The organism is Luteibacter jiangsuensis (assembly GCF_011742555.1).
GTDB classification, from domain to species: domain Bacteria; phylum Pseudomonadota; class Gammaproteobacteria; order Xanthomonadales; family Rhodanobacteraceae; genus Luteibacter; species Luteibacter jiangsuensis.
In genome coordinates, this window is the sequence record NZ_JAAQQR010000010.1 from 1 (window position 1) to 14248 (window position 14248).

At 65.9% G+C, this 14248-nt stretch carries 11 protein-coding genes; 8 read left to right on the forward strand and 3 right to left on the reverse strand.

Annotated features, from left to right (window positions below; all coding sequences use genetic code 11):
• Positions 1–237 precede the first annotated feature (237 nt).
• Both HBF26_RS16905 and HBF26_RS16910 read right to left on the reverse strand, forming a co-directional pair.
• On the reverse strand, positions 238–2493 hold the full coding sequence (locus HBF26_RS16905; protein ID WP_167129114.1) for a DUF1631 domain-containing protein: 2256 nt from the start codon (positions 2491–2493) through the stop codon (positions 238–240).
• Positions 2494–2571: 78 nt separating this feature from the next.
• Entirely contained in the window at positions 2572–2862 is a 291-nt protein-coding gene (locus tag HBF26_RS16910; RefSeq protein WP_167022519.1) for a Trm112 family protein, read from the reverse strand.
• Positions 2863–2935: 73 nt separating this feature from the next.
• Here HBF26_RS16910 and purE point away from each other — a divergent pair, with 73 nt between their 5' ends.
• Together purE and HBF26_RS16920 are read left to right on the forward strand one after the other, a co-directional pair.
• Positions 2936–3451, forward strand: coding sequence for a 5-(carboxyamino)imidazole ribonucleotide mutase (gene purE / locus HBF26_RS16915; protein ID WP_167022522.1), 516 nt, complete (start codon positions 2936–2938; stop codon positions 3449–3451).
• Positions 3448–4602: a 5-(carboxyamino)imidazole ribonucleotide synthase gene (locus HBF26_RS16920; RefSeq protein WP_338039698.1), complete on the forward strand. Its 1155-nt coding sequence runs from the start codon at positions 3448–3450 to the stop codon at positions 4600–4602. Before purE ends, HBF26_RS16920 begins: the two co-directional genes overlap by 4 nt.
• Before the next feature lie 142 nt (positions 4603–4744).
• On the opposite strand, the gene HBF26_RS16925 is transcribed toward HBF26_RS16920, so the two are convergent.
• Positions 4745–5326 carry a Fe-Mn family superoxide dismutase gene (locus HBF26_RS16925; RefSeq protein WP_167129116.1) on the reverse strand — a complete coding sequence of 194 codons (582 nt, stop codon included), beginning with the start codon at positions 5324–5326 and terminating at the stop codon, positions 4745–4747.
• Between the two features lie 108 nt (positions 5327–5434).
• On the opposite strand from HBF26_RS16925, the gene grxD reads away from it, so the two are divergent.
• The 6 genes from grxD (at position 5435) to ppnN (ending at position 14224) form a co-directional block, all read left to right on the forward strand.
• Positions 5435–5758, forward strand: a complete 324-nt coding sequence (grxD, locus tag HBF26_RS16930) for a Grx4 family monothiol glutaredoxin (RefSeq protein WP_167129118.1) — start codon at positions 5435–5437, stop codon at positions 5756–5758.
• Positions 5755–6522, forward strand: coding sequence for an SDR family NAD(P)-dependent oxidoreductase (locus HBF26_RS16935; protein ID WP_167129120.1), 768 nt, complete (start codon positions 5755–5757; stop codon positions 6520–6522). Before grxD ends, HBF26_RS16935 begins: the two co-directional genes overlap by 4 nt.
• A 24-nt stretch (positions 6523–6546) precedes the next feature.
• The gene (locus tag HBF26_RS16940) at positions 6547–7143 is read left to right on the forward strand and encodes a YhgN family NAAT transporter (protein ID WP_167129341.1); all 597 of its coding nucleotides are present in this window, start codon (positions 6547–6549) and stop codon (positions 7141–7143) included.
• 95 nt (positions 7144–7238) lie between these two features.
• Positions 7239–8945, forward strand: a complete 1707-nt coding sequence (olsF, locus tag HBF26_RS16945; RefSeq protein WP_167129121.1) for a bifunctional ornithine lipid synthase OlsF — start codon at positions 7239–7241, stop codon at positions 8943–8945.
• Positions 8946–9313: 368 nt separating this feature from the next.
• A complete protein-coding gene (locus tag HBF26_RS16950; protein ID WP_167129123.1) occupies positions 9314–12667 on the forward strand; it encodes a TonB-dependent receptor in 3354 nt (1117 codons plus the stop codon).
• Positions 12668–12826: 159 nt separating this feature from the next.
• Positions 12827–14224, forward strand: coding sequence for a nucleotide 5'-monophosphate nucleosidase PpnN (gene ppnN / locus HBF26_RS16955; RefSeq protein WP_167129125.1), 1398 nt, complete (start codon positions 12827–12829; stop codon positions 14222–14224).
• Positions 14225–14248: the final 24 nt, after the last annotated feature.

The window sequence follows — 14248 nt, forward strand, 5'->3', positions numbered from 1 at the left end:
GAGTGCGGCGGCCCTAGCTCCCACACGTGCTCGCAGCACCGCCGCTAAAACGGCTTGCCGCACTCCGCTCTCACCTCAAGCCTACCCCGACGCAAAGACACAAGCCGCTTCAGCGGCGATGTGTGCTCGCGACAAGCGTGCCCGCTGCCGCGGGATCGCCGGCACAGCCGGCTCCCACAGGAAAGCATCCATCCATACAAGGCGGGCTGGATGTGGGCTGGAGCCGCTTTGGCGACTTCAGCCCTCGGGTTGCCGAAGCTTCTCCACGATGGCGTCCATCGCGCGGTCGAACAGCAGGGTGGAATCGAGCACGCGCGCCGTACCGCTGGCGAACGCCTGGGCGAGGCCGGCGAGGCTGTGGTCGGCCACCTTGAGGCCACGGCGGTTCACGAAGAGGTAGCGCCCGCTGATCGGGCTGATCCACGACAGCTTCGCGCGATCGGTGGTGCCATCGGGCGCCGTGAATTCCAGCCACTGGCCGACCTTGAGCTCACGCGCCTGCGCCAGGTAGCGTTCGTCGAACGCCTCGTCGGCCAGGGCTTCCACTTCCTCGTCCGGCTCCGGCGCGGCCAGCGGTTCTTCGATGGCCTGGATGGCTTCCGGCAGCGGCATGACGCTGGAAACGATGGTGCCCGAGGCGGTCTCGGGTGCGGCTTCGCCCAGCTGCTGGCGATAGAACGCATGCAGTTGCCCGAGCAGTTGCTCGGTATCCGCTTCCTGGAACGCCACCGCCGCGAGACCGCGGCGCAGCGTGCGCTCGATGCCGGGCAACATGGCACGAAGGTCGCGGCGGCCATTGAGGTCGTGCACCGGCCGCGCACTGGCGATGAAGTCGTCGATGAAGCGCAGCGATTCGCGGAACTCGGGCGATTCCTCACCCTGGCGCAGCACGGTGAGCACGATGTAGTTGGCCCACGCGCGCGTGAGCACGCCATAGACGAGAGGCGGCAGCGAGGTGCCGCCGATGCGGCCGACGATCTCCTGCGCGGCGCGGCGGCGGGCCTGCTCGAGTTTTTCGCGGCCGCGGGTGGATTCCGCCACGCGCTGCTCGGCCAGCTCCGCGCGCTTGCGGCTGACGTCCAGGAAGTCCTGCAGTTCGGCGGCGAGCTTCGTGAAGATGCCCACGTCGTCGTCGAAGTCGTGCAGCAGGCGTTCGACGATGGACTTCACCTTGTCGAACAGGCGTCCGTCGCGATCCGCCTCGACCGACCAGCCCTTCGCGGCGTCGGCCAGGGCATCCAGCAGTTGGCGCGCCGGATGCGTCTTGTGCGCGAACATGCGCCGGTCGAGCAGAGCGACCTTGAGATAGGGAATCTGCAGGCGCGCGAGCATCACCTGCATCTCGGTGGGGAGGTTGTGGTCCTCGAGGATGAACTCGAAGAGCATGCCCACCAGATCGATGGTGTCTTCGTCCATGCCGGACACGTGCGCGGTCTGCTGACCGCGCAACTGGCCGATCTGGGCGAGCAGTTGTTCTTTCAGTTGCGCCACGTCGCGCGTGACATCCGCCTGCGTGGCCAGCTGTGCCGCCTGGTTGGGCAACACGGCGATCTGGCTTTGCAAGAGGGTGAGCGCGCCGAGCAGCTCGGTGGGGCTGGGCAGCGGGCCCGTGGCGAGCGGCGTACCGGCGGCACCCGTTCCACCGTCGCTGCGCCGCGCGGAGAAGAGGGCATGCAGCGATTGCATGAACTCGGCGGCCGCGGCGTCCGTGACAGGCGCAGCGGCCTGGGCCGGCGCCGCGGCGGACACCGGACCGATGGGCGCGGGCGCATCGCTGCGGCGCGCGGGAATCTCGTGGCGCAGTTGCGGCAGCACGCCCGCGGCGGCCAGCTCGTTGTTGATGTCGTCGTAGAGCTCGTCGATGCCGGCGAGCACGTAGCGGTCGAACAGCTTGTAGATGATCAGCTTGACGCGGACCTCCACCATCAGCTCGCGCATCGCCTGCCGGAACGCCGCGGCGAGGGAGGCCGGCCCGACGGGGTTGCTGGCGTCGTCCATCCGGGTGCCGCCGCAGATCACCGAAAGTCGCTGGTTCACCGCGAAGAGCGCGCGGGCAAGGCGCTGCTCGTTCTTGCCGATCATGCTGGTGATGGCGAGCGATTCTTCCAATTCGTTCTCGCCGACGAGGCTGAGTTCGATATTGGCGAGCGGACGGGCGCCGGCGTCCGTGTCGGGCGCGCGAGTGCGCCCCGAGGAGAAATCGGCCAGATCGCGGGCGACCTGGCCGAGGAAGGTACGCTCGACGATCGCCCGTTTCTTGCGCACCTCGCGCATGCCGTCGAAGAACTGTGTCTGCGCGGCGTTGTTCTCGGCTTTCTCCGCCAGGTCGAACAGTGCGTCGTCGATGTTCTCGAACATGTTCGAGGCAAGCGCGTGCAGCCGCTTGGTGGCGAGGCCGCGCACCGTGACCAGCAGCGCGCCCACGCGCTCGCTGCGCGGGTCGAGGCGCTGACTCAGGTCGACGACGTTTGACGGCTCGCTCGCGTTATTCATCGCGCATCCTGGATGTGTTTCTGGCCCCCGCCCGAGGGGTCATTGTGCGGGAACGAATGCTTTATAGCGTGACCCGCGTCACGGATTTTGTGCGCGACCGCTTTCCTGAGTAAAGCCCGCCAGCTGGAGCGTGCCGATGCCGGCCTCGGGCAGCATGACGGGAATGCCGTCTTCCACCCGGTAGACGACCTGGCCGTCGGTAGTGATCAGGCCTTCGGAGACGGGATCGGCCACCTTTTCGCCGGCCACGGTGTCGACCGAGCCGGCCCGGATGGCATCGTTCAGCTGATCGCGCTCCTTCGCCGAGAGCGGACGGAGGGGGCGCTTGCTGACGGGGCAGCAAAGGATGTCGAGAAGACGCTTGTCCATGGCATGGGCCCCCGCAAGGGGCCACCTGATGAAAGGAATGCCTTTACAATAGCGACTTTTGGGTGCTCCGGCCATGACTTCCAACGGCGGTAACGAAGCGGACGCGCCACGCGTAGGCGTGGTGATGGGCTCGCGCTCGGACTGGGAAACGATGGAGCATGCCTCCTCCACGCTGGCCCGGCTCGGCATCGTGCATGAGGTCCGGGTGGTTTCGGCCCACCGCACGCCCGACCTTCTGTTCGATTACGCCGCCACGGCGCGCGACCGGGGCATCCAGGTCATCGTCGCCGGGGCCGGTGGGGCCGCCCACCTGCCGGGCATGCTCGCCGCGAAGACCCCGTTGCCGGTGCTGGGCGTGCCCGTGCAGTCCAAGGCCTTGAATGGCATGGATTCCCTCCTTTCCATCGCGCAGATGCCCGCCGGCATCCCCGTGGGTACGCTCGCCATCGGGCGCGCGGGTGCCGTCAATGCGGCCTTGCTGGCGGCGTCGGTCCTGGCACTGCACGACGCGGACGTGGCTGCGGCGCTGGACGAGTTCCGCGCGGCACAGACCCGCACCGTGCTCGACGACCCGGATCCGCGCACGTGAGCCGCACGCTTCCCACCGTAGGCATCCTCGGGGGCGGCCAGCTGGCCCGCATGCTGGCGCTGGCGGCGTCCCCGCTCGGCCTGCGCACCCTCGTGGTCGACCCCGTGGCGGACTCGTGCGCCGGCCAGGTCACCGACCTCGTCACGGCCGAGTGGGGCGATGCCGCCGCGCTGGCGGAGTTCGCCGGTCGGGTGGACGCGGTCACCTTCGACTTCGAGAACGTGCCCGCCGCCACGGCCGAGCGGCTGGCCGCACAGGTCGCCGTCCACCCGAATCCACGCGCCCTGGCCGTGGCCCAGGATCGGCTTTCTGAGAAAACCCTGTTCCGGGAGTCGGGTCTGAACACCCCCGAATTCGCCGCCGTGGACAGCCGGGACGATCTGGCCGCTGCGGTAGAGCGCATCGGCTTGCCGGCCATCCTCAAGACGCGCCGGCTCGGCTATGACGGCAAGGGCCAGTTCCGTCTGAAAACCCCGGCCGACATCGATGCCGCCTGGGCGGCCCTCGGCGAAGCCGGGGCGAAGCACGGCCTCATCCTCGAGGCGTTCGTGCCCTTCGACCGCGAGCTTTCGGTCCTGGCCGTGCGCGGGCGCGACGGCGAATTCCGCACCTGGCCGCTCACCCGCAATTGGCACGTCGACGGCGTGCTGTCGCTCAGCCTTGCGCCAGCGCCGGGCACGTCGGACGAACTTGAACAGGCCGCCGTTGCGCAGGCGAGGGCGATCGCCGAGCGGCTCGATTACGTCGGCGTGTTCGCCTTGGAACTCTTCGTTCGCAACGGCGAGCTGCTGGGCAACGAAATGGCGCCGCGCGTGCACAACTCCGGCCACTGGACCATCGAAGGGGCACACACGAGCCAGTTCGAAAACCATGTGCGGGCGGTGCTCGGCCTGCCGTTGGGCGATACGGGCGTGCGCGGCGCGAGTGCCATGCTGAACTGGATCGGCGAACTGCCCGATCCGGCGCCGGTGCTCGCCACGGCCGACGGCCACTGGCACGACTACGGGAAGGAAGCCCGTCCTGGCCGCAAGGTTGGCCATGCCACCATCTGCGCCAGCGACGCCGGCAGCCTGCGGGCGAAGCTTGTGGAGGTTGGCGCCGGGCTCGGCCGCGAGGAGCAGGTGGCGCCGGCGATCGACGTGCTGGGCTGAAGACTGTGGGAGCCGGCTTTGCCGGCGATCCCGCGGCAGTGGGCAAACCGGCCGCGAGCACCCATCGCCGCTGAAGCGGCTCCCACAGAAAGCAAAAGGCCGGGTCTTGCGACCCGGCCTTTCTTCTTTCCGGAAAGGAAATTCAGGCGAGATTCTTCGCCGCGAATTCCCAGTTCACGATGCTCCAGAAGTTCTCGAGGTACTTCGGGCGGGCGTTGCGGTAGTCGATGTAATACGCGTGCTCCCACACGTCGGCCGTGAACAGCGGCTTGTCGCTGCCCGTGATCGGGGTGGCGGCGTTCGAGGTGTTCACGATGGCCAGCGAACCGTCGGGGCGCTGCACCAGCCAGGTCCAGCCGGAGCCGAAATTGCCGGCTGCCTGCTTGTTGAACTCTTCCTTGAACTTGTCGACCGAGCCGAAAGCCTTGGTGAGCGCATCGGCAAGCTTGGCCGGCGGCTCGGCCTGCTGGGATGCCGGGCGCATGGAATGCCAGTAGAACGTGTGATTCCAAATCTGCGCGGCGTTGTTGAAGATGCCGCCGGAGGACGTCTTGACGATGTCTTCCAGGGACTTGCCCTCGAACTCCGTTCCCTTGATCAGGTTGTTGAGGTTCGTGACGTAGGTCTGATGGTGCTTGCCGTAGTGGAACTCCAGGGTCTCGGCGGAGATATGCGGCTCGAGGGCATTCTTTTCGTAGGGGAGCGGCGGCAATTCGAACGCCATAGCGGGACTCCTTAGCGGTGGCTGGGGGAAAGAGGGTAGGCAGGGAGGCAGGGTGCCAGCGCTGCTACACTACGCAACTAGTCGCATTCTAATGATGAAAACCGAGCTATGGACGTCGTAGACGAGATCAAGGCCATCGTGGCGGCCCATCCGATCGTGCTTTTCATGAAGGGCACGCCGGAATATCCCACCTGTGGCTTCTCCGACCGCGCGGTAAAGGCCTTGCAGGCGGCGGGCGCGACCTTCCACGACGTGAACGTGCTGGCCGATCCGCGCATCCGCGCGGGCCTGCCGCATTACTCGAACTGGCCGACGTTCCCGCAACTGTTCCTCCTCGGCGAATTCATCGGGGGCTGCGACATCGTCGAAGACCTGCACGCCGCAGGGGAACTCAAGCGCATGGCGGCCGATGTCGCGGGGGCCGCATCGTGAGTGCACTGCCGTCCGTGCGCCTGCCCGAGGGCTGGGCGCCGGCGCCCGGCGCGCTCGCCGGGCGCGTCGTCATCGTCACGGGGGCCACCGGCGGCCTGGGTGGCGAAACGGCGAAGGCCGCCACGCGGGCCGGCGCCACGGTGGTGATCACCGGACGCAAGGTGCGCGCGCTGGAAAAGGTGTACGACGAACTTGTGTCCCTGGGTGGCGGTGAGCCCGTCATCCACCCGCTCGATCTCGAAAGCGCCACACCGGCCGACTACGCCGCGCTCGCCGAGGGCATCGAGAAAGAGTTCGGCCGCCTCGACGGCGTCGTGCACGCGGCCGCGCATTTCAACGAACTCACGCCCATCGCCATGCACAAGCCGGACGACTGGCTGCGCGCGATGCAGGTGAACGTGTCCGCCCCCTTCGCGCTCACCCAGGCCTGCATGCCCCTCCTCACGCGGGCGGACGACAGCGCGGTGGTTTTCGTACTCGACGATCCCGATCTGGTGTCGCGCGCGCACTGGGGCGGCTACGGCGTTTCCAAGGCCGCCGTGGAACGCATGGCCGCGGTGCTGCACGCCGAGAACGGCCGCGGGCCGATGCGCGTGCACGCGTTCCTTCCTCCGCCCATGCGCACGGCCCTGCGCCGCGCGGCGTACTACGGCGAGAACACTCTGGAGAAGCCGCTGCCCACCGCTTCGGCCGATGCCATCGTCTATCTGCTTTCCGGTGCCGCGGCGGACGCGCGCGGTGCCGTGCTCGATACCCGCAATTAAGGAGCTCCACCCATGGAAACGCAGATGACGACCTTGTCAGCGGGCATCCTGCTGTTCCTGATCATGGATCCGCTGGGCAATATCCCGCTATTCCTGGCCCTGTTGAAGGACGTGCCGCCGCAGCGCCGGCGCAAGGTCATGGTGCGCGAGCTGCTCATCGCGCTGGCCGTGCTCGTGGCCTTCCTGCTCGGCGGTCAGTACATCCTCAAGGTGCTGCAGCTGCGCCAGGAATCGGTGAGCATCGCCGGTGGCATCGTGCTCTTCCTCATCGGCATCCGCATGGTCTTCCCGCCGGTGGAAGGCGGGGTGTTCGGCAAGCCCGGCGAAGGCGAGCCGTTCATCGTGCCCATGGCCATTCCCGGCGTGGCCGGTCCGTCCGCCATGGCCGCCCTGCTGCTGCTCACCAATTCCCAGCCCGGGCGCACGGCGGAGTGGGGTATCGCCCTGTTCCTGGCCTGGCTCACGACGTCGATCATCCTCCTGAGCTCCACGTTCCTGTTCCGTTGGCTGGGGGAAAGCGTGCTTACGGCCATGGAGCGGTTGATGGGCATGCTGCTGATTGCGCTGTCGGTACAGATGTTTCTCAGTGGTCTTTCCGCATACCTGCATATCGCCGTCTGATCGACGTTCGGCACATTGCCGCAAGAACATACGCGGCGGTAGGGTTACTGTCATAATTGCCCGCGAGCATGTGGACGTCTAAGGGAGCCCAAGCCATGCTGAGCATCGATCAGACCTTGCTGGAACGCATGCCGTGGTTGGCGCAGCATCCGCGCCTGCGCAAGCCGCTGGTCGGCATGCTGGAAAGCCTCGCGCACGAAGACCGTTTCAATCGCACGCTGGCCCTGGCCGGGCCGGCACAGGGCTTCGAGTTCTGCGAGAAAACGCTGGAAAACCTCGGCGTCAGCTGCCGTATCACCGAGCGCGAGCGGGAGAACATTCCGGTCGAGGGTCCGCTCATCGTCGTCGCCAATCATCCGCTGGGCATGGTCGATGCCATCGCTCTCATCCAGCTGATCGGGTCGGTGCGCCGCGACGTGCGCATCCTGGGCAACGATGTGCTCGCCGCCGTGCCGCAGCTCGGCTCGCTCCTGCTTCCCGTCGACGTGTTCGGCAAGGGGGCTACGTCCAAGATGCGCGCGGTGTTCCGTGCCATCGAGGCCGGCGAGGTCCTCATCATGTTCCCTGCGGGCGAGGTCTCGCGGATGCGCGCCGGCGGCGTGCGCGACGGCAAGTGGTCCGACGGCTTCGCGCGCATCGCCATGCGAGCCGGCGTGCCCGTGCTGCCGGTGCATATCGCCGCACGGAATTCCGTGGCGTTCTATGGCCTCTCCATGCTGGCCAAGCCACTCAGCACCGCCATGCTTCCCCGCGAAGCCACCTCGGGTCGCCAGCGTGTGGGCTTCCGCATCGGCAAGCTCGTGGACGCCGAAGAACTGAAGCAGGCCAGCGGCGGTTCGTCCGAACAGGCCGCCAAGCTCATGCGCCGTCACGTGTACCGCGTGGCGCGCCAGCGCGGGCTGGTGTTCGGCGGGCAGACGCCGCTCGCGCATCCGGAACCGGTGGAGCGCGTGGTGGCGGAGCTGGACCAGGCCGAGTGCCTGGCCGAGCTTGCGGACGGCAAGAAGATCCTGCTCATGCGCGGTTCGTCCGACAGCTACACGATGCGCGAGATTGGCCGCCTTCGCGAACTCACCTTCCGCCGCGTAGGCGAGGGCACCGGCAAGCGGCGCGACCTCGACGCCTACGATCCGCTTTACGAACACCTGGTGCTGTGGGACGCGAAGGCGCTGCGCATCGTGGGCGCCTACCGCTTCGGCCACGGCGGCCGCCTCATCGCCGAGCACGGCATGAGCGCGCTGTACACCTCGAGCCTGTTCGACTATTCGCCGGCGCTGGAGTCCCGCCTCGCACAGGGTCTCGAATTGGGCCGCAGCTTCATCGCGCCGGCGTACTGGCGTTCGCGTGCCCTCGACCAGCTCTGGCAGGGCATCGGCCTGTACCTGCAGCGTCACCGTGAGCTGCGCTACCTCTTCGGGCCCGTGAGCATGTCGGTCACGATGCCGCGCGAGGCCCGCGAGTGGATCGCCGCCGCCCACCAGCATTTCTTCGGCGCGCCCGGACTGGCCGCCGCCCGTCTTCCGTTCGTGATCCCCGAGACCACCATCGAATCGGTGCGCCGCGAACTGGAAGGCCTCGACCCCGCGACCGGCCTGGGCAAGCTCAAGCACCGGCTCGACGCGCTGGGTGTCACCCTCCCGGTGCTCTACCGGCAGTACGTGGACCTCGTGGAGCCCGAAGGCGTGCAGTTCCTCGCCTTCGGCGAGGACCCGGAGTTCTCCGGGTGCGTCGACGGCCTGGTCATGCTCGATCTGGCCTCGCTGAAGCCGGCCAAGCGCTCGCGCTACCTCGGCAAGAACTGACGAACGACGCCGGTTCAACGGCGTAGGACTCCGAAAGATGTGTAAGGTGGCTCTTACACCGATGCGCCTTCACATCTTTCTTCTGCACAAAATGGCTTGAAAAACAGTCATTTGGCCTGTCGTCACGCCCGACTAGGAAAAAGTGGTATTTATCAAATGGGCGTGAAAACGTTACAAATCTGTCATACAATGCCGTTAAAGTTGGCTTAACAACTGTCGCCACCGCGTCCATGGATCGGGCCGGCCCACACCGAGACGACGCAGCCAGAGATTGGGGTAACCGAACGAAACCGAGAGACCGGCCACAGGCCCGGCATCCGTTCGTTCGGCCAAAAAATTTTCATTGCAAGCCACAGGGTCGACCATTAATGAATAGCCGAGTCCGCGCCAAACTTCTGCCGTTTGCGATCGCATCGCTGCTTGCGGCACCTGCCTTCGCGCAGGAGACGTCCTCCACGATCAGCGGTCGCGTCGTCGACGCCAGCGGTCAGCCGGTCGCCAATGCCACCGTCGTGATCGTGCACGAGCCCTCGGGCACCACGAAGACCACCACCACCGACGCCAGCGGCCGTTATTCCGCGCAGGGCCTGCGTGTGGGCGGTCCGTTCGACGTCACGGCCACCAAGGACGGCATGCCGTCGGTCCGCCAGGACAACGTCTACCTGCAGCTCGGCAGCGACACGGCCGTGAACCTGAGCGCCAGCGCCGCCAGTGCCGCCGATGCCACCGCGCTGGGCGCGGTCACCGTGTCGGCCGTTTCCGGCCAGTTCACGTCGGAAAACAAGGGCCTCGGCACCAACATCTCGCAGCGCGAACTGAAGGCTGCACCGTCGCCGAGCCGCAACATCGCCGACATCGCCCGCCGCGACCCGCGCGTGAACGTCGACCACGGCACCGGCGCCATCTCGGCCAACGGCCAGAACACGCGCATGAACAACATCAAGGTCGACGGCCTTGGCGTGGGCGACCCGTTCGGTCTGAACTCCACCGGCATGCCGACAGTCGGCTCCCCGGTCTCGCTCGACACGATCGACTCGTTCAACATCTCCACGGCCAACTACGATGTCGGTTCGGACACGGTGGGCGCGGAAATCAACGCGGTCACCAAGTCGGGTACGAACGACTTCCACGGTTCGGTCTACTACGGCTTCAAGAACGCCAGCAGCATGGTCGGTGACGCCGGTTGGCTGGACAACAACAAGGAATACCGGGAGTTCGACCGCAACTGGACGGCTGGCGCCACCGTCGGCGGCCCGATCATCAAGGACAAGCTGTTCTTCTTCGCCGGTTATGAAAAGGAAGAAGTCACCGGCTTGAGCTCGGGCGCCGTGAACGGCCTCGATCCGTCCCTGTCCAGCTCCACCAGCAACCGCATCGCCCCGGGCGATCTCCAGAGCGTGATCGACGCCGCGCGCGGCCTCGGCCTGCAGCCGGGCTCGCTCGGCGCGAATGCCGGCACGCTGACCGACAAGCGTTACATCGCCAAGCTCGACTGGAACATCACCGACGGCCACCGCATGAACCTTGCGTACTCGCGTACCAAGGAAGTGAAGCCCAATCCGCAGGGTAACTTCAGCGATGCCGTGGGCCTGTCCAGCTACTGGTACACGGTCAACAGCGACATCAAGAACTACACCCTGCAGTCGTTCGACGACTGGACCGACAATTTCTCGTCGGAAACCAAGATCGGTTACAGCGATTACCAGCTGAACCGCTCGGTCGACACCCAGCAGCCCCAGGTTGCGGTGCGCATCAACAGCGTTCCGTTCGGCGGCACCGCCTCCGGTCCCACCGTGAACCTCGGCGAAGACCAGTACAGCCATTACAACTCGGCGTCGGTGAAGACGCTGAATGCCATGTGGGCCGGCACCCTGTACCTCGACGAGCACACCATCAAGGGTGGTTTCGAGTGGGAGCGTAACCGCATCTACAACCTGTTCGGCCGCACGGAATTCGGTGCCTACACCTTCGGCGCCGACGGCCTGACGAACTTCCCGCTCGGCCTGTACAGCAACTATTCGCTGTACCGTCCGGCACAGGGTTATTCGCTCAACGACATCGCCGCCCAGTGGGAACTGCGTCGCCACACGTTCTTCCTGCAGGACACCTGGCAGCCCACCGATAACCTGTCGGTGCAGTTCGGCTTCCGCGTCAACAAGTACCTGACCGACGACAAGCCGCTCTACAACGCCACGTTCCAGCAGCGCTTCGGCTTCAGCAACGCGAACACGATCAACGGTTCCAAGCTGGTCGAGCCGCGCCTGTCGTTCAACTACTCCTTCGACAGCGAGTACAAGACCCAGCTGCGCGGCGGCGTGGGCCTGTTCCAGTCCGATCCGCCGACCGTGTGGATGACGAACCCGTACCAGAACAACGGTATCAACATCGTCACCTACTCGTATGATCGCCAGGCGGACGGTACCTGCAAGCTCGGCAAGCAGCCGCTGCCGTGCCCGGCCTTCAGCCCGGATCCGTTCAATCAGCCGACCAGCGGCACCGGTACCACTCCGCAGATGGCCGTCGACACGGTCGACAAGAACTTCAAGCTGCCGAGCGTGTGGAAGTCGTCGCTGGCCTTCGATCGAGAGCTGCCGTGGCAGGGCATCATCGCCAGCATCGAGTGGCAGCATCTCGACGTGCAGGACGGCATCCTCTATCAGAACCTCAACATCGGTGCTCCGACCGGTATCATGCCGGACGGCCGCTACACCTATGCGGGCTGCATCGGCGGCTCGAAGCCGGTGGGTGGCGCGACGGGCGCAAGCTGCGGCAGCAACCTCAATGGTGCGAACACCGGCGGCTCGAACGCTCGTTACCGCCAGGACAGCCGCTTCGCCCAGGGCGTGACGTACCTGACCAACACCCACAAGGGTGGTGCGGATACGGTCACCCTGTCGTTCACCAAGCCGATGGAGAACGGCTGGTCGTGGAGCGTCGCGGCCACCGGCGGTCACTCGACCGAGGTGAATCCGGGTACGTCCAGCCAGGCCACGTCGAACTTCTCGAACAGCGCCTGGTACAACCCGAACGAAGACGTGGCCTCGACGGCCAACACGAATATCGCCAAGCGCCTCAATGCTTCGCTGACGTGGCAGCACAACTTCTTCGGCGACTACGCCACGACCATCAGCGCCTTCTACGACGGTCATAGCGGTGTGCCGTACAGCTGGATCTTCAGCAACGACGCCAATGGCGACAGCTACTCGAAGGACCTGGCGTACATCCCCACCCGTGGCGATGGCACCATCTTCAGGAACTCGAAGGGCACCGCCGCGGCTTCGCAGCAGCTGGTCGACCAGTTCTACAACTTCATCCAGAACGACGACTACCTGCGCAAGCACCAGGGCGAAGTTGCCCGTCGCAACGGCGCGAAGTCGGCCTGGGTGAACCAGATCGACCTGAGCCTGAGCCAGGAAATTCCGGGCATCTTCGCCGGCAACAAGGGCGAGATCCGTCTGGACATCTACAACTTCCTGAACCTCGTGAACAAGGACTGGGGCCAGCAGTCGTACGTCGGCTTCCCGTATACGCGTAACCTCGCTGCGTTCGGCGGCGTGGATCCGGCCACGGGCAAGTACGTCTACAACCTGCCGACCGACGCGAACGGCAACTTCCAGCCGGGTACGAAGACCATCTACGACGCGCCGACGGACAACAGCGCGACCAAGGTGAACCCGGTGTCCCGCTGGTCGGCCATGCTGACCGTGCGTTACACGTTCTAAGCGAAGGATTCGCCGAGCGATCCAGGCCGGCACCCGCAAGGGTGCCGGCCTTTTCTTTGGGCTTGACCCCCGGCGACCACTCGCGTGATCCTAGGCGGTCCGCTCCCACCCCGGGGCGGGGTTCGCCGCTAATTCGCGGTCAGAAGGACAGGTAACACCATGAATGCCATTCAGTTCGGGGAGCCCGTCAGCGGCAAAACCGTCAGCGCCCGCGTCTCGCCGGCCGGCGGCCTCGACATCCTTTCCCGTAACGAGGTGGCCCGCCTGCGCGACGCCAGCGGGTCGGGCCTGCACCAGTTGCTGCGCCGTTGCGCGCTGGCCGTGCTGACTTCCGGCAACCTCTCCGACGATCCGGGCAGCCTCTTCGAGCAGTACCCGGATTTCGACATCCAGGTGCTGCAGGAAGATCGCGGCATCAAGATCGAACTCAGGAACGCGCCGGAGCAGGCCTTCGTCGACGGCCGCATCATTCGCGGCATCAACGAACTGCTCGTGGCCGTCGTGCGCGACATCGTGTACGTGTCCACGCAGCTCGAAGCCGGTGCCTTCGATCTCGACGACACCGTGGGCATCACCCATGCGGTGTTCGAGATCCTGCGCAACTCGCGCATCCTGCGTCCGCAGGTGGATCCGAACCTGGTGGTCTGCTGGGGTGGCCACTCCATCTCGCGCGACGAATACGAGTACACCAAGCGCGTCGGCTACCAGCTGGGGCTGCGCAGCATGGATATCTGCACCGGGTGCGGTCCCGGCGCGATGAAGGGCCCCATGAAGGGCGCCACCATCGCGCACGCGAAGCAGCGCCGAAAGGGCAATCGCTACATCGGTATCACCGAGCCGGGCATCATCGCGGCGGAATCGCCCAATCCGATCGTGAACAACCTCGTGATCATGCCGGACATCGAGAAGCGCCTCGAGGCGTTCGTTCGTCTCGGCCACGGCATCATCGTGTTCCCGGGCGGCGTCGGCACGGCCGAAGAAATCCTCTACATGCTCGGCATCCTGCTGTTGCCGCAGAACAAGGATATTCCGTTCCCGCTGATCTTCACCGGCCCGCAGAACTCTGCCGCGTATTTCGAGCAGATCGACCGCTTCCTGCGCCTGACGCTAGGTGACGAGGTCGCCCGTCATTACAAGATCGTCATCGACGATCCGGCTGCCGTGGCCCACGCGATGGTTTCCGGCATCGAGAAGGTGCGCAACCACCGCCTGGACAACAAGGACGCGTTCTTCTTCAACTGGGCGCTCGACATTCCGTTGTCGTTCCAGCAGCCGTTCCGCCCGACGCACCAGGCCATGGCCTCGCTGGCGCTACACCGTGGCCGGCAGCGCCACGAGCTGGCGGCGGACTTGCGGCGTGCCTTCTCGGGCATCGTCGCGGGCAACGTGAAGGAAGAGGGCGTCAAGGCGATCGAGCAGTATGGTCCGTTCGTGATCGACGGCGAGACGGAGATCATGCGAGCGCTCGACGACCTGCTGAAGGCGTTCGTGGAGCAGCACCGCATGAAGCTTCCGGGCGGCACCGCCTACGAGCCTTGCTACGTCGTTCGCACCTGAGTCAACGGCCGGGTTCGGCTCCTG